Annotated in this window: 14 protein-coding genes; 9 read left to right on the top strand and 5 right to left on the bottom strand. The window is 72.8% G+C overall.

The window, feature by feature from the left end:
- Positions 1-216: 216 nt before the first annotated feature.
- Complete coding sequence (locus tag ACIA77_RS37125) at positions 217-1296, bottom strand: DUF4097 family beta strand repeat-containing protein (protein WP_395890775.1); 1080 nt, start codon at positions 1294-1296, stop codon at positions 217-219.
- A gap of 18 nt (positions 1297-1314) precedes the next feature.
- Positions 1315-1830 carry a toxin-antitoxin system HicB family antitoxin gene (locus ACIA77_RS37130; RefSeq protein WP_395890776.1) on the bottom strand — a complete coding sequence of 172 codons (516 nt, stop codon included), beginning with the start codon at positions 1828-1830 and terminating at the stop codon, positions 1315-1317.
- A gap of 109 nt (positions 1831-1939) precedes the next feature.
- Between ACIA77_RS37130 and thyX the strand changes: the two genes are divergently transcribed.
- The 7 genes from thyX to ACIA77_RS37165 all read left to right on the top strand — a co-directional run bounded on the left by thyX (position 1940) and on the right by ACIA77_RS37165 (position 10737).
- A complete protein-coding gene (gene thyX, locus ACIA77_RS37135) occupies positions 1940-2692 on the top strand; it encodes an FAD-dependent thymidylate synthase (protein WP_395890777.1) in 753 nt (250 codons plus the stop codon).
- A complete protein-coding gene (locus ACIA77_RS37140) occupies positions 2692-3090 on the top strand; it encodes an ACT domain-containing protein (protein ID WP_395890779.1) in 399 nt (132 codons plus the stop codon). Before thyX ends, ACIA77_RS37140 begins: the two co-directional genes overlap by 1 nt.
- A 117-nt stretch (positions 3091-3207) precedes the next feature.
- Entirely contained in the window at positions 3208-4449 is a 1242-nt protein-coding gene (locus tag ACIA77_RS37145; protein ID WP_395890780.1) for an Nramp family divalent metal transporter, read from the top strand.
- 74 nt (positions 4450-4523) lie between these two features.
- Positions 4524-6020, top strand: coding sequence for a serine/threonine-protein kinase (locus ACIA77_RS37150; protein ID WP_395890781.1), 1497 nt, complete (start codon positions 4524-4526; stop codon positions 6018-6020).
- A 103-nt stretch (positions 6021-6123) separates the two neighbouring features.
- The gene (dapA, locus tag ACIA77_RS37155; protein WP_395890782.1) at positions 6124-7137 is read left to right on the top strand and encodes a 4-hydroxy-tetrahydrodipicolinate synthase; all 1014 of its coding nucleotides are present in this window, start codon (positions 6124-6126) and stop codon (positions 7135-7137) included.
- Positions 7134-8831 (top strand): ribonuclease J, encoded by a 1698-nt coding sequence (locus tag ACIA77_RS37160; RefSeq protein WP_395890783.1) that lies wholly within the window; start codon positions 7134-7136, stop codon positions 8829-8831. The genes dapA and ACIA77_RS37160 overlap by 4 nt, the downstream gene beginning before the upstream one ends.
- A gap of 349 nt (positions 8832-9180) precedes the next feature.
- Positions 9181-10737: a substrate-binding domain-containing protein gene (locus ACIA77_RS37165; RefSeq protein ID WP_395890784.1), complete on the top strand. Its 1557-nt coding sequence runs from the start codon at positions 9181-9183 to the stop codon at positions 10735-10737.
- Here ACIA77_RS37165 and ACIA77_RS37170 read toward each other — a convergent pair.
- Genes ACIA77_RS37170 through ACIA77_RS37180 form a run of 3 tightly spaced genes read right to left on the bottom strand, consistent with a single transcriptional unit; the run spans position 10734 to position 13210 of the window.
- A complete protein-coding gene (locus ACIA77_RS37170; protein ID WP_395890785.1) occupies positions 10734-11678 on the bottom strand; it encodes an EamA family transporter in 945 nt (314 codons plus the stop codon). The two genes, ACIA77_RS37165 and ACIA77_RS37170, sit on opposite strands and share 4 nt — an antisense overlap.
- 42 nt (positions 11679-11720) lie before the next feature.
- Positions 11721-12341 (bottom strand): NAD(P)H:quinone oxidoreductase, encoded by a 621-nt coding sequence (wrbA, locus tag ACIA77_RS37175; protein ID WP_395890786.1) that lies wholly within the window; start codon positions 12339-12341, stop codon positions 11721-11723.
- 29 nt (positions 12342-12370) lie between these two features.
- Positions 12371-13210 carry a lysophospholipid acyltransferase family protein gene (locus tag ACIA77_RS37180; RefSeq protein ID WP_395890787.1) on the bottom strand — a complete coding sequence of 280 codons (840 nt, stop codon included), beginning with the start codon at positions 13208-13210 and terminating at the stop codon, positions 12371-12373.
- 91 nt (positions 13211-13301) lie between these two features.
- On the opposite strand from ACIA77_RS37180, the gene ACIA77_RS37185 reads away from it, so the two are divergent.
- Together ACIA77_RS37185 and ACIA77_RS37190 are read left to right on the top strand one after the other, a co-directional pair.
- Positions 13302-13643 (top strand): DUF732 domain-containing protein, encoded by a 342-nt coding sequence (locus ACIA77_RS37185; protein ID WP_395890788.1) that lies wholly within the window; start codon positions 13302-13304, stop codon positions 13641-13643.
- 101 nt (positions 13644-13744) lie between these two features.
- Positions 13745-16252, top strand: a complete 2508-nt coding sequence (locus ACIA77_RS37190; protein ID WP_395890789.1) for a DNA translocase FtsK — start codon at positions 13745-13747, stop codon at positions 16250-16252.
- Positions 16253-16269: the final 17 nt, after the last annotated feature.

A 16269-nucleotide genomic window follows, 5' to 3' on the forward strand; every position in this document is an offset into this window, starting at 1 on the left:
CGCCGCGGCGCGCCCGCCCGCGCGCCCCCCGCCCCCCCCCCCCCCCCCCGCCCCCCCCCCACCCCCCCCCCCCCCACCCCCCACCCCCCCCCCCCCCCACCCCCCCCCCCCCCCCCCCCCCCCCCCCCCCCCGCCCCCCCCCCCCCCCGGCCCCCCCCCCCCCGGCCCCCCCCGCCCCCCCCCGCCCCCCCCCCCCCCCCCCCCCCCGCCTCCCCCTTAGGAGGCCGCGCGGGTCACCACCGCGTTGCCCGTGCCGGTGCGGGCTCGGACGCGCAGCGCGGCACCCGCTTCGGGTGGCGTGTCGGACACGTCCAGTTCGCTGTGCACCCGGCCCGCGGCCGACGCCAGTTCGACTTCGGCGGCGACGCCGCGGCGGATGCCCACGCGCACTTCGCCGGAGCCGGTGATCAGTTCGAGCGAGCCCGAGCCCGCTTCGGCGACGGAGAGGTCGCCGCTGCCGGTGCGAGCCATGACTTCGCCTTCGACGGAGCCGAGCCAGACGCTGCCGGTGCCCGTCGCGAGGGTCGCGGAGCCCGAGACGGCCGCGGCCTCGACCGAGCCGCTGCCGGTGCGCAGCTGCAGGCCGGCCGGCGTCGGGCCGAGCTTCACGCGGCCGGTGCCGGTGCGCACGATGGCGGCGCCGTCGGCCTGTTCGAGCGTGACCTCACCGGAGCCGGTGAGGATGTCGGCGCGGCCCGCGGGGCCGGTGACCGTGACGTCGGCCGCCCCGGCGCGGACCTCCACGTGCGAGCCCTTCGGCGCGTGCACGGTGACGGCCACCGGCACGTTCCGCAGCTGCCACGCCTTCGCCGCCCGCACCACGAGCCGGTTGCCCGTCTTCTCCATGCGCGCCTGGCGCACCGCGTCGACGGGGGAGCTGTCGGTGGTCACGCCGAACTGGTCGCCGAAGCGCTCGCCGACCCACGACAGCAGGGTGTTCACGCCGGTCATCCACGGCGGCTGCTCACCCAGGTCGTGCCTCAGCTCCACGCTCGCGCCGGACTCGCGATCCAGCGCCAGCTCCACGCGCCCGATGGTGACGCCCACGTCGAGCTCCAGCGGGCCGTCGGCGTCGAACTCCTGCGACCGCACCAGCGGGTCGTCCCCGCTCGGCCCGTCCGAAGTGGACTCTTCGGCGGCTTCCTCGGCCGCGTCGGCGATCGCGTCGTCGGCCGCGTTCCCGGTGGCGCCGGCCGCCCCCGCGACCGCCTCCTCCGCGGCAGCAGCCACGGCTTCCTCGGCTGCCGTGTCCGAAGTGGACTCCGGCGTCTTCTTCTCTTCGTGCTCTTCACCCATGACCTGCGGAGTCCCCTTCTAGCCTTCGACCCAGCCGTGCAGCTTGGTCTCGGAGCGGCCGCCCTGGTGGTGGTGCCGCTGCTGGTGGTGCTGCGCCTGGCCGAGCGCCCCCTGCACGGCCTGCGAAACGAACGTGTTGAGCGAAACCCCCTGCGCGGCCGCCGCCTGCTCGGCCTGGCTCTTGATCTGCTCGACGAGCCGCAGCGTGATGCGCGAGATGTCGCCGCTGTCGATCGGGGGCACCGGGCCCGGGCGCGCCGGCTCGGGCCGCGCCGGGCCGGCGGGCTCCGCCGCCGCACCCGTGACGACGACTCGCACGTCGCGGCCGTCGAGCCGGACGTCGACGACTTGGCCGGGCAACGCGGCGGTCACCTCGGCGGCCAGGTCGGCCAGCGCGTTCATCAACGTGAGCCGCGCGGCGGGTTCGAGCGCGGAGGAGAGCAAGGCGGCCGCGCGCCGGGTCTGCTCGTCCCCGGCGGAGGCCGTGTTCGCGAGGTCTTCGCGGAGGTTCGCGATGTACGGCGTCAGGTCCATGACGCCACTATGACGTCATTAGTGACGTCAGTCAAGGCAGCGATGGTGTCACAGTTGCGTCAACAGCCTAGCGGTTAGAGTGCTGCGGGAGTCGGAGAGAGGGAGTTCTGTGGCCGGGACCGTGGCACCGAGGGTGCAGCTGATCGCGAAGACGGAGTTCTTCCCGCCGGAGGACGTGCCGTGGTCCACGGACTCCGACGGGGGCGAAGCGCTCGCCGAGTTCGCCGGCCGTGCGTGCTACCAGTCGTGGCAGAAGTCCAACCCGGCGACGGCCACCAACGCCGGCTACCTCGACCACATCATCGAGGTCGGCCACCTGTCCGTGCTGGAGCACGGCTCGGTCAGCTTCTACCTCACCGGCATCTCGCGCTCGCTCACCCACGAGCTGATCCGCCACCGCCACTTCTCGTACTCCCAGCTCTCGCAGCGCTACGTCCCCGAGCGCGACGCCGAATTCGTCGAGCCGGACGTGATCGCGCAAGACCCGGTGCTGCACGAGAAGTTCCTCAAGGCGACGCGGGCGAGCGTCGACGCCTACACCGAGCTGCTCGCCGGGCTCGAGGAACAGTTCGCCGACGCGCCGAGCGCCACGCTGCGCCGCAAGCAGGCCCGCCAGGCGGCCCGCGCGGTGCTGCCGAATGCCACCGAGACGCGCATCGTCGTCACCGGCAACTACCGCGCGTGGCGCCACTTCGTCGCCATGCGCGCCACCGAGCACGCCGACGTCGAGATCCGCTCGCTCGCCGTCGAGTGCCTGCGCCAGCTGCAGAAGGCCGCCGCCAACGTGTTCGCCGACTTCACCATCTCGACCTTGCCCGACGGCACCGAGGTCGCGTCCAGTCCGAAGGTGCTCGAAGGCTGATGAAACGACTCGCGATCGACGTCCGCCCTGGCGACTACTCGGTGGTGCGGCTGCCCGCCGGCGCCGCGGTGGCACCCGGCCTCCTCGACCCGGCGGGCCCCGGGCTCGTCTCCGTCACCCGCACGCCGGAGGAGCTCTCGGTCATCTGTCCGACCGGCCGTGAGCCGGCGGGCGGCACCGTCGAGCACGGCTGGCGCCTGATGAGCGTGCGCGGCCCGCTGGAGTTCACTCTGACCGGCGTGATCTCGGCTCTGGCCTCGGAACTCGCCGCGGCCGGCGTCGCGCTCTTCTCACTGTCCACTTTCGACACCGACCACATCCTCGTGCGCGCCGTCGAGCTCGACCGAGCCGTCGCGGCCTTCCGCGACGCGGGCCACGAGGTCGCGCTGCCCGCCTGAGCTTCGTCGCTCGACGGACTCGGTCGCCGCGCTCCCGTGACCGGACGCACCTTGCTTCCGAAAGTTCGGCATGCCTAAACTTCGAGTTGGGTAGCCCGACAGACGAGGGGTGACGTGATGGCGGTTGCGGAAGCGGTCCGGCCCCGGCGGCTCGCTCGCCTGCGTGCGGGCTCCGCGTTGCTCGGCCCGGCGTTCGTGGCGGCGATCGCGTACGTGGATCCCGGCAACGTCGCGTCGAACATCAGCGCGGGCGCGCGGTTCGGTTACCTGCTGGTCTGGGTGATCGTCGCGGCGAACCTGATGGCCGTGGTGGTGCAGTACCTGTCGGCGAAGCTCGGGCTGGTCACCGGGCGGTCGCTGCCCGAGGCGCTGCGCGAACGGCTGCCGCGCTCGGCCCGGCTCGCGTACTGGGCGCAGGCCGAGGTCGTGGCCGTGGCCACCGACCTGGCCGAGGTCGTCGGCGGCGCGATCGCGCTGTACCTGCTGTTCGACCTCCCGCTCCTGATCGGCGGCCTGATCACCGGCGCGGTGTCGCTGTCACTGCTGCTCGTGCAGGACCGCGGTGGCCAGCGGACGTTCGAGCGCGTCGTGACGGGCTTGCTCGCGGTGATCGCGATCGGGTTCCTGGCGAGCCTGTTCGTCGAACCGCCCTCGCCGTCGGGGATCGCGAGCGGGCTCGTGCCCCGGTTCAGCGGCGCGGACAGCGTGCTGATCGCGGCCGCGATGCTGGGCGCCACCGTGATGCCGCACGCGGTGTACCTGCACTCCGGCCTCGTGCGCGACCGCCACGGCACGCCCGCGCCCGAGAAGCGCCGGCGCCTCCTGCGCGCGACGCGCTACGACGTCGGGCTGGCGATGCTGCTCGCCGGCGCCGTCAACCTCGGCATGCTGCTGCTCGCCGCGACGAACCTGCAGGGCATCCCCGGCGTCGACTCCATCGAGGGTGCGCACAGCGCCGTCGCCATGGCGCTCGGGCCCGTGATCGCGCTGATGTTCGCCATCGGGTTGCTGGCGTCGGGCCTCGCGTCCACTTCGGTCGGTGCGTACGCGGGCGCGATGATCATGCAAGGCCTGCTGCGCAAGAAGTTCCCGATCCTCCTGCGCCGGCTCGTCACGCTCGTTCCGGCGATCGTGGTGCTCGCGCTGGGCGCGGATCCGAGTATGGCGTTGGTGGTGTCGCAGGTCGTGCTGTCGTTCGGGATCCCGTTCGCGCTCGTGCCGCTCATCCGGCTCACGTCCGACGCGAGCCTCATGGGCGACGACGTCAACCGGCGGACGACCACCGTCGTGGCCTGGTGCATCGCCGCCGTGATCATCACGCTCAACGTCGCGCTCATCTACCTCACCGTCACCGGCTGAACACGGCGGAACCGGCTGCGGCGCCCGGCGGTCCGACTAGCATCTGCGCGAACCCGACCGAGGAGCCCGGCCCCGTGACCGACGAACAGACGCGCCCGCACGACCCGACCCGTCCCGCGCCCGGGCCGCGGCTCGTCGCCGGCCGCTACCAGCTGCTGGGCGAGCTCGGCCGCGGCGGCATGGGGACCGTGTGGCGCGCGCAGGACCAGGTGATCGGCCGCCAGGTCGCGATCAAGGAACTGCGCCTGCCGGACGCCGAAGGTCAGGCCGTGTTCTCCGAACGCGTGCTGCGCGAGGTGCGCGCGGGCGGGCGGCTCAACGATCCGGCCGTGGTCACCGTCTTCGACGTCGTCACCGACAACGGCACCACGTTCATCGTCATGGAGCTGGTCGAGGCCCCGACGCTGGCCGACCTCGTGCGCCGGCACGGCCCGATGCCCGCCGCGCACGTCGCGGCGATCGGGGAGCGGGTGCTCGCGGCGCTGCAGGCCGCCCACGCGGCGGGCATCGTGCACCGGGACGTCAAGCCCGCCAACATCATGGTCGCGCCCGACGGCCGGGTGAAGCTCACCGACTTCGGCATCGCGCACGCCATCGACGACCCGCGGCTCACCACGAGCGGCGTCATCGTCGGCTCGCCCGCTTTCATGGCGCCCGAACGCGTCGAAGGCCGGGAAGCCATGCCCGAGTCGGACCTGTGGTCCCTCGGCGCCACGCTCTTCTTCGCCGTCGAGGGCCTCGTCGCGTTCGAACGGCCCACCACGGCCGCGACGCTGCACGCGATCATGACCGAGACGCCGTACCTCACGCGCGGCCGCGGCCCGCTCGCGGCGGCGATCCTCGGCCTGCTGGTGGCCAAGCCGGAAGCCCGCCTCACGGCGACGCAGGCGCGTTCGCTGCTCTCGACCGCGGCGGGCCTGCCGCCGACGCCGCCGCCGGGCAGCGTCACGCTGCCGGCCGGCGCCGCGGGGACACCGCCGACCCGCGTGGCCGAGCAGCCGAAGCGCTCGCGCCGCGGCTGGTGGCTCGCCGCGGCGGCCCTGCTCGTCGTCGGCGCGCTGGTGGGCGGCTTCTTCCTCGGCAAGCCCGTGTGGACGCCGAAGACGGACCCGCAGCTGCAGCCGACCGTCACCTACGGTCCCGACGGCTTCCTCAAGGCGGACCTCGGCAGCTACTACCGCTGCTACAACGTCGCGGTGCAGCAGGGTGTCGTGATCAGCGACGACAACAGCGCGACGTGCGACAAGAGCCACACCCTCGAGGTCTACGACATCGGCGACGTGCTGCCCGTCGAGAGCTACAGCGACGACGAGGTCCAGCTCGCGCCGTACCCGGGGCTGGACGCGGTCACCCGGCTCGCCGAAGCGCGCTGCGCGGCGTCGTTCCACTCGGCCGTGGTGCCCGAACCGCAGCGCGACCAGCTCACCTACCAGGCGATCGTGCCCACGCAGCGCGAGTGGGAACTGGCTCCCGCGAAGGAGGGCGAGGGCCCCAGCCGCGAGTTCTACTGCGTGCTCGCCAAACCCGGAAACGCCCAGATCCCGGCGCAGATCACCACGAAGATCAAGTAGGCCCCGCGAGAAGTTCCGCCCGGCCTGCGCCCGCCCCGGAAATTCTCCGATGTTCACCAGGTCGGGCCCGGGTTCACCCGTTCGACGAGGTACCGTCAACACCATGTCCACTCCACCTACCGCAGCGCCCGGACGCCCGTTCGGCCGCGTGCTCACCGCGATGGCCACGCCCTTCGACCGCGACGGTGCGCTGGACCTGAAGCGGGCCCAGGAGCTCGCCGTCCACCTCGTGGAGCTGGGCAACGACGGACTGGTCGTGAACGGCACCACCGGCGAGAGCCCGACCACGAGCGACGAGGAGAAGGCGGCGCTGGTGCGCGCCGTCGTCGAGGCGGTCGGCGACCGCGCCACCGTCGTGGCGGGCGCCGGGACGAACAACACGGCCCACAGCGTCGAGCAGGCCCGCGCCGCCGCCGAGGCGGGTGCCCACGGCCTGCTCGTGGTCACGCCGTACTACTCGCGGCCCAGCCAGGCCGGCCTGTACGCGCACTTCACCACGGTCGCGGACGCCACCGAGCTGCCGGTGCTGCTCTACGACATCCCGCCGCGCTCGATCGTGCCCATCGAAGTCGACACGCTGCTGCGGCTGGCCGAGCACCCGCGCATCGCCGCGGTGAAGGACGCCAAGGGCGACCTCATCGCCGGCTCCGAGGTCATCGCCAACACGCACCTGGCCTACTACTCCGGCGACGACGGCCTGAACCTGCCGTGGATCGCCGTCGGCGGCGTCGGCGTGGTCAGCGTGATCGGCCACGTGGTGGCCGGGCGGATCCGCGCGATGATCGAGGCCTACGAGAGCGGCGACACCTCCACCGCGCGCACCAACCACCGCGGCATGCTCCCGGTGATGCGCGCGATGTCGCGCGTCGGCGGGGTCGCGTTCAGCAAGGCCGCCCTGAAGCTGCGCGGCTTCGACATCGGCGACCCGCGGTTGCCCGTCGTGCCCGCGACGGAGGAGCAGAGTGCCCTGATCGCCGCCGATCTCGCGCAGGGCGGCGTGCCGCTGGGCGACAACGCCGCGCAGGACTGGCATGGTGCACGGGTGGCACAAGCGGATTCACAGGCGGCCTACGTCGCCCCCACCTCACACACCAGCGTTGGGACCCTGCCCCGGTGAGCTCACTACCCCCCGGACCCGGACCCACCACCCTCCCGCCCGCTCTGCCCGAAGGAGCCCTGCGCGTCGTCGCGCTGGGCGGCATCGGCGAAGTCGGGCGCAACATGACCGTCTTCGAGTTCGACGGCCGGCTGCTGATCGTCGACTGCGGCGTGCTCTTCCCGGAGGACGACCAGCCGGGCGTGGACCTGATCCTGCCCGACTTCCGCGCGATCGAGGAACGCCTCGACGACATCGACGGCCTCGTGCTCACCCACGGGCACGAGGACCACATCGGCGCCGTGCCGTTCCTGCTGCGGCTGCGCCCCGACGTGCCGATCTACGGCTCGCGCTTCACCAACGCGCTGCTCGCCGCCAAGGCCCGGGAGCACCGGCAGCGCCCGAACCTGATCGAGGTGCGCGAGGGGGAGCGGCGCAAGGTCGGCGTGTTCGACCTCGAGTTCTTCGCCGTGAACCATTCGATCCCGGACGCGCTCGCGGTCGCCATCCGCACGCCTGCCGGCGTCGTGCTGCACACCGGTGACATCAAGCTCGACCAGCTGCCCCTCGACGGCAGGCTCACCGACCTCGCGGGGTTCTCGCGCCTCGGCGACGAGGGCGTGGACCTGTTCTGCGTCGACTCGACCAACGCCGAAGTGCCGGGCTTCGTGATGCCCGAGACCGACATCGGTCCCGTGCTCGACGACGTGATCCGCAAGGTCGACCAGCGCGTGATCGTGGCGTGCTTCGCGAGCCACGTGCACCGCGTGCAGCAGGTGCTGGTCGCGGCCGAGCGGCACGGCCGCCGCGTGGCGTTCGTGGGCCGCTCGATGGTCCGCAACATGGGCATCGCGGCCGAGCTGGGCCTGCTGGACGTGCCCGAGGGCCTGCTCGTGGACCTCGACCAGGCCAGCACGCTGCCCGAGAGCAAGGTCCTGTTCGTCTCCACCGGGTCGCAGGGCGAGCCGCTGTCGGCGTTGTCGCGCATGGCGCGCGGTGAGCACCGGCAGATCTCGATCCGCGCCGGCGACACCGTGGTGCTCGCCAGCTCGATGATCCCCGGCAACGAGACCGCCGTGTTCGGCGTGGTCAACGGCCTGACCCGGCTCGGCGCCAACGTCGTGCACCAGGGCAACGCCAAGGTCCACGTGTCGGGGCACGCGTCGGCCGGTGAGCTGCTCTACCTGTACAACGCCGTCCGCCCGAGCAACGTCATGCCGGTGCACGGCGAGTGGAAGCACCTGCGCGCCAACGGTGAGCTGGCCATCCGCACCGGGGTGTCGGCGCAGAACGTGGTCATCGCCGAGGACGGCGTGGTCGTGGACCTCGTCGACGGCAAGGCGTCGCGCACCGGCCGGGTCGAGGTCGGGCACGTGTACGTCGACGGCCTCTCGGTCGGCGACGTCGGCGAGTCGACGCTGTCCGACCGCCTGGTGCTCGGCGAGGGCGGGTTCATCGCCATCACGGTGGCCGTCGACTCCAGCACGGGCCGCGCGGTGAGCAGTCCGACGGTGTCCGGGCGCGGGTTCTCCGACGACCCGAAGGCGCTCGACACGGTGGTGCCGCTCGTCGAGATGGAGCTGGCCCGCACGGAGGCCGAGGGCATCACCGACACGCACCGCATCGCGCAGGCGGTGCGCCGGGTCGTCGGCCGCTGGGTCGCCGACACCTACCGGCGCCGGCCGATGATCGTGCCGACGGTCATCCCGGTCTGAATTTTCACGGAGAACGCCGCCGGTCCTCTCGGGGAACGGCGGCGTTCTCGATCAGCGGGTGATCGCGGCGATCAAGAGCGCGAAGGCGACGACGGCGCCCTGGCGCGCGAGTGCGTTGCGGGCCCGCCGCTGCTCGGCCCTGGTCGGATGCTTCACGGCTACCCCCGTTCTCGTGGTCGCTTCCCATCGTCGCGCGCTCGGCGGCCGGGCACATCCCGCGTGAGGCTGGTCCCTGCTCCCTCTCCAGGACGAGTCCCGCGCTACGCCCCTCGCCCTACGACGGTGGGCCACTTCGGCGTTAACCTGCGGTTCTAGCAGGGAGGACGCGCCGATGGGGCGTCATTCGAGCGTGCGAACCCGGAGCAGGAGCCGGCTGCTGGTGCCGCTGGCGATCTGCGTGCTGCTCGTGCTCGGTGGCGGTGTGTGGGCCGCGGCCGCGCTGGGCGGGCGCTCCGGGTGCCCGGCCTCACCGGTGCTCGTGACCGCGTCCCCCGACGTCGCGCCCGCGATTTCCCAGGTGGCCCAGGGCCTTTCACCCGGGTGCCGGAAGTACGAGGTCCAGCCGCGCGACACGGCCCAGGCGGCGGCGGAGGTCTCCGCGCCCGACGCGCGCCCGCAGGTGTGGGTGCCGGGCTCGACCACGGCGTTGCTGGGAGCCCGGCAGCGCGGCGCGACCGCCGTGCCCGAATCCGGGCCCTCGGTGGCCGGCTCGCCCGTGGTGCTCGCCGTGCAGGAGGGTGTCGCGCGGAACCTCGGCTGGCCCGGGCGCACGCTGACCTGGTCGGACGTCCTCGGCGCGCCGGACGTCGTGCTCGGCCTGCCGGATCCGGCGCGCGACCCGGTCGGCACCGCGGCGCTGCTCGGTGTGCGCGACGCGGTGGGTGCGGCGCCGGACCCGTCGGGCGCGTTCGCGGCGGCGCTGCGCAAGTTCTCCGTCGACGCCCCGGGCGCCACGGCATACCCGGCCGCGGAGACCTTCGTCGTGCGGCACAACGCGGACACGCCCACCGCGCCGCTGGTCGCCGTGTACTCCCCGGCCGCACCTGCGCTCGACTACCCGTTCGCGCGGCTGAGCGGCGCCACGCAGGAGCAGAACGACGCGGTGGACGCGCTGCAGCGGGCGATGCTCGGCACCGCGGGCACCGCGGCTGTCGAGCGCTCCGGACTGCGGGCGCCGGGCCAGGCGCTGGCCGGGCACCAGGGTGATCCGCACGTGGTCGCCGCTGTGCAGCAGAGCGCGCCGCTGCCGTCGCCGGCCGGGCTGCGGACCGTGCTGAGCCAGTGGGCGGGCGTGAACCTGAACGCGCGGGCCGAGGTGCTGCTGGACGTGTCCGGGTCGATGCAGGCGCGCGTGCCGGGTACGCGCCTGTCGCGGATGCAGGTCACGGTGGGCGCCGCCGAACAGGCGATGCACCTGTTCCGGCCCGCGACGCAGCTGCGGGTCTGGGAGTTCGCCACGCAGCTCGACGGGGCCAAGGACTACCGCGAGGTGCTGCCGATGGCCCCCGTCTCCGAGCACCTCACCAACGGGGACCTCGAGCGCCTTTCCGCCGTGCGCGCGATCCCGAACGCGGGGACCGGCCTGTACGACACCCTGCTCGACGTCTACGGCATCGCCCGCAGCGGCTGGCAGCCCGGCGTGCTCAACGTCGTGATCATCATGACCGACGGCCACAACGAGGACATGCAGGGCATCAGCCGCGACACGCTGCTGGCCGGCCTGGCCCGCCTCGCCGACCCGGCGCACCCGATCCCGGTCATCGCCATCGGCATCGGCGCCGACGCGGACGAAACCGAGCTCTCGGCCATCACCGCCGTCACCGGTGGCGCCGCCTACGTGACCCGCGACCCGACCAAGATCGGCGAGGTCTTCTACGCGGCGCTGGCCAAGATCGCCACGAGCTAGGTGACGCCCTTCGAGAACCGCTGCACGACGAAGGCCCCGCCCAGCAGGATCACCGCGCCGAGCGCTTGCGGCCACGTGAGCGCTTCGCCGAGCAGAGCCCAGGCGAAGGCCGTCGCCGCGACGGGTTCGAGGAGGCCGAGCACGCTCGCGACCGACGCGGGCAGGTGGCGCAGGGAGCTGATGCCCAGCAGGTAGGAGAACACCGTCGACAGCAGCACGAGCCCGGTGAGCAGCAGCCAGATCGGCGGCGTCCACGGGCCGAACGCCACCGTGGTGCCCAGCACCGGCCAGGGGATCGTCCACGGTGGACTCACCACGGACACGATCACCGCGCCGATCACCATGCCCCAGGTGACCAGGCCGAGGGGATCGCGGTTTGCGACGGCGCGTTCGCCGATGAGGAAGTAGCCGGCCGAGCACACGGCGGCGCCGAGGCCGGCGAGGAGGCCCACCGCGTCGAGGGTGAGGCCCTGCCAGACCTGGCCGATCAGCGCGAGTCCGAGCATGGCGAGCCCGATGCCGAGCCACAGGGCGCGGGGCAGGTGCGTCCGGCGCACCACGCGCACCCACAGCGCGATGAGCACCGGGGAGACGAACTCCAGCAGGATCGCGATGCCGACGGGGACCCGGTCCGCGGCGATGAAGTACATCAGCTGCGTACCCGCGACGCCGAGGAGCCCGTACGCCAGCAGCATCGGCCACTCGCCGCGGCGCACCCGGAGCGCGCGCGGGGCGAACAGCGCCGTGCCGATCAGCAGCACGACGCCGGCGAAGCCGATGCGGAACGTCGCCACCTGCTCGGGCGACAGGCCGGCGCCCATGGCCGGTTTGCCGAGGGTGCCCGACGTGCTGAACAGCACCGCGGCGAGCAACACGAACGCCACCCCGCGGCCGCGGTGCGCGACGCGGGGTGGTGCGACGACGGGCAGTTCGGTGGTCACGGTCGCCGACAGTACGGGCCGATCGTCACCACCGAAACCGATTTAGCGGTTATCGTCCGATTTCAGGCCGGTGGCCACGTGGGTGGTGATCGTCGCGAGGCGCTTGCCCTGCAGGCGCAGGGCGCCCAGGGCGAGGTCGTCGGGCGCCGCGGACTTGCGCGACACGAACGAGCCGCCGTACGGGTTGCCGGACTCCTTGAGGTGCGGGTCGGCGTAGCCGAGTGGCAGGACGATCGCGCCCCAGTGGTAGAAGATGTTGTTCATGGCCAGCACGGTCGCTTCGAGCCCGCCGTGCGCGGTCGAGGCCGTGGTGAACGACGTCGCCACCTTGTCGGCCAGCTTTCCCTGCGCCCACAGGCCCCCCGTGGTGTCCAAGAAGGACTTCAGCTGCGCCGCGGCACCGCCGAAGCGCGTCGGGCTGCCCACGGCGAGGCCGTCGGCCCACTCGAGGTCGGCGAGCGTGGCGTACTCGTGGTGCGGGCCGGAGTCCACCCACGCCTGCCAGCGCGGGTTGCTCGCCACGGCTTCGGGCGGCGCGGTCTCGCGCACGGTCCGGACGCGGACGTCGGCACCGGTTTCCCGGGCGCCCTCGGCCAGCGCGGAGGCGAGGGCGGCGGTGTTGCCGGTGGCGCTGTAGTAGACGACGAGGATGCGTGTGCTCACGCCCCGCGACTCTAGGGGAAGCAGCGGCTTCAGGGCTGTGGCGTCCGAGGAGTGGGCGGGCCCGGCTTCCACGGGCTGACGGTGTCCGTCGGCCGCGTCGGGTCGTGGAACCGCGGGCGCACGAGTTCGTCGCGGCGCAGCGGCACCATGCCGTCGGTGATCGCCTGCATGATCTTCGCGTGCGCCCGCACCCCGGCGCCCGGCCGCTCCGGCTCGACGTCCGACAGGTCCACCGGCGCCCCGAAGTGCACCTTGAACCGGGGCCGGCGCAGTGGCGCGCTCAGGCCCGACCGCGCGAGCGGCACCAGGTCGGCGGGGCCGTTCACGGTTTCGGTGCCCCAGTACACGGCCTCGTGCGCGCCCCACTGGCTGATCGGGATCACGGGCACACCCGCGGCCAGCGCGAGGCGCGCCGCGCCCGTCTTGCCGCGCTCCGGCCACAGCCCCGGGTCGTGGCTGATCCGGCCCTCCGGGTAGACGATGAGCGGCTCCCGCATGGACCGCAGCGCCTCCACCGCCTCCGCGAACTGGCCCACGGCCGTGGCCGCGTGCTTGCGGTCCACCCGCAGGTGCCCGCTCACCCGCAGCGCCGGCCCGATCACGGGCGCGTCCAGGATGCCCCCGGCGAGCATGAACCGCGGGTTGATGCCGATCCTCTTGCACGCCGCCATCAGCACGAACGCGTCGAACACGCCGATGTGGTTCGCCGCCATCAGCAACGGCCGCCCCCGCAACTCCCGCGGCACCGACCCGGACACCGTGAGCCGCCCCACGAAGTTGACCAGGCCGCGATCGATGTTGAGCATCGTCCGCCAGATCGCCGGGGCACGACGTGGGGCCGGGAGGTCGTCCTGCTGCAGCGCGAACATGCGCAGAGCATGACACGGGGTCGATCACTCCCCGAAAGGGTGGTTACCTCGGCTCCGTAACGAAACGACGCGCAGCCACGCTGTAGCGGCCGTGCGCGAACTCGTCCTGATCCCCGCCGCGCTGGTCCTCCTCGCAGCCTGCGGCAGCCCGGACCCCACTCCGGTGCCGGCGCCCTCGCCTTCGCCTCGGTCCGTCGCGATCGGACCACGCGAGCGGGCCTACCTCGGAGCCCTCGGTTCGATCGACCCCGGCCTCGTCACCACCGAGGCCGGGGCGATCGTGCACGCGCACGACCTGTGTGACGACCTCGCGCAGGGCAAGGACCACGAGACCGTGCTCGCGAACGCGACCTGGGACTTCACGGGCGCCGCCGTGGCCGTCGACCAGGCGATGGCCGAGAAGATCCTCGCGGCGGCCGAATCGATCTGCTGAGCGGAGATCCACCAGGTCGGGCGGGCCGTCCGTGACGATTGTTTCCCCTGCGCTGCGAGTGGCACGTGTGACTATCGGTCCCGGGCCGTTACCGTGGAGGCATGGCTGGGTCGGCGACGAGGAAACGCACCACGGCGGGCAGCGGCGGGAAGGGGCCGGCGCGTGGTTCGCGCACGCCGTCGAAGCCGCGTTCGTCCGGGGCGCGACCGAGGAGCACGGCGCGCAAGCCGGCGCCGCGGAGGGGGAAGGCGAAGTCCGGGGCGTTCGGGCGGGGGGTGCGCGGGACGTGGAACCTGGTCGCCAAGGGGGTCGGCTCGCTGGCCCGCACGGTCGGGCGCACGCGGGAGCTGGAGCCCGAACACCGGCGTGACGGGCTGGCCCTGGGGCTGATCGCGCTGGCGATCATCGCGGCCGTGGGCGTGTGGTGGCGGGCCGCCGGGCCGATCGGCCAGGCGGTGGAGGTCGCGACGCGCACGGTGCTGGGCGCGGGGGCCGTCACGCTGCCGCTGGTGCTGGTGGTCGTCGCGGTCGCGCTGATGCGGTCGGAGCCCCGGCCCGAGACCCGTCCGCGCATGGTGATCGGCACGCTGCTGGTCGTGCTGTCCGTGCTCGGGATGCTGCACATCTTCACGGCCCTGCCCGGCACGAACGACGGCCGCATGTACGCCGGCGGCATCATCGGCGCGTTCTCGGGCGGGCTGCTCACCAAGGGCGTCACGACGTGGGTCGCCGTGCCGCTGCTGATCCTCGCGCTGCTGTTCGGCGTGCTCGTGTTCACCGGCACGCCCGTGCGGGAGATCCCGCACCGCCTGCGCACGTGGGGGCTCGACGAGGACGAACTCGCCGACATCGAGGCCGAACGCGAAGCGCCCGAAGCCGCCGACGACATCACCGAAGCCGACCCGAAGTCGGTGCGCCTGCGCAAGCCGTCGCGCCGCCGCCAGGCCAGCGCGGACGCCGAGGGCGAGCAGCTCGACCTCGACGCGATGCTGGCCGAGCCGCCCACGCCGGTGCGGCCGCCGAAGCCCAAGCCCGCCGCCGAGGTCCCGGAGAAGAAGCCGAAGAAGGCGCCGGAGCCGCCGCTCGCCGTCACCCGGACCGTCGAGGGCGACTACCACCTCCCGCCGCCCGACCTGCTGCAGATCGGCGACGCGCCGAAGTCCCGCAGCAAGGCCAACGACGCCATGATCGAGGCGATCACCGGCGTGCTGGAGCAGTTCAGCATCGACGCCCAGGTCACCGGGTTCACCCGCGGCCCCACGGTCACGCGCTACGAGGTCGAGCTCGGCCCGGGCGTGAAGGTCGAGAAGATCACGGCGCTCACGAAGAACATCGCGTACGCCGTGGCCACCGACAACGTCCGGCTGCTCGCGCCGATCCCCGGCAAGTCGGCCGTCGGCATCGAGGTGCCGAACTCCGACCGCGAGATGGTGCGCCTCGGCGACGTGCTGCGCGCGCCGTCGACGGTCAAGGACAACCACCCGATGGTGATCGGCCTCGGCAAGGACATCGAGGGCCACTTCGTCACGGCCAACCTCACGAAGATGCCCCACCTGCTGGTGGCCGGTTCGACCGGTTCCGGTAAGTCGAGCTTCGTCAACTCGATGCTGGTGTCGCTGCTCGCGCGCGCGACGCCGGACGAGTGCCGGATGATCCTCGTCGACCCGAAGATGGTCGAGCTCACGCCGTACGAGGGCATCCCGCACCTGATCACGCCCATCATCACCCAGCCGAAGAAGGCGGCCGCCGCGCTGGCCTGGCTGGTGGAGGAGATGGAGCAGCGGTACCAGGACATGCAGGCCAACAAGGTCCGCCACATCGACGACTACAACAAGAAGGTGCGCTCGGGCGAGATCACCGCGCCGCCGGGCAGCGAGCGCGAGTACCGCCCGTACCCGTACATCATGGCGATCGTCGACGAGCTGGCCGACCTCATGATGACCGCGCCGCGCGACGTCGAGGACGCGATCGTCCGCATCACGCAGAAGGCGCGCGCCGCCGGCATCCACCTGGTGCTGGCCACGCAGCGGCCGTCCGTCGACGTCGTCACCGGCCTGATCAAGACGAACGTGCCGTCGCGGCTGGCGTTCGCCACGTCGTCGCTCACGGACTCGCGGGTCATCCTCGACCAGCCCGGCGCCGAGAAGCTCATCGGCATGGGCGACGCGCTCTACCTGCCGATGGGCGCGGGCAAACCGGTGCGCATCCAGGGCGCGTTCGTCGGCGACGAGGAGATCGCGGCCGTCGTCGCGTTCGCCAAGGAGCAGGCGCAGCCCGACTACACCGACGGCGTCACGGCCGCCAAGGCGGGCGAGAAGAAGGAGATCGACCCGGACATCGGCGACGACCTCGACGTGCTGCTGCAGGCCGCCGAGCTCATCGTCACCTCGCAGTTCGGCTCGACGTCGATGCTGCAGCGCAAGCTCCGCGTCGGCTTCGCCAAGGCCGGCCGCCTGATGGACCTGCTCGAAAGCCGCGGCGTCGTGGGCCCCTCCGAAGGCTCGAAGGCCCGTGACGTGCTCATCAAGCCCGAGGAGCTCGAGGGCGTCCTGTTCATGATCCGCGGCGGCGACGCCCCCGCGGGCGGCGGCGAGGACGAGGACTTCTGATGCAACCCGGGACGGTG

It is taken from the genome of Amycolatopsis sp. NPDC051903 (assembly GCF_044452505.1).
GTDB lineage: Bacteria > Actinomycetota > Actinomycetes > Mycobacteriales > Pseudonocardiaceae > Amycolatopsis.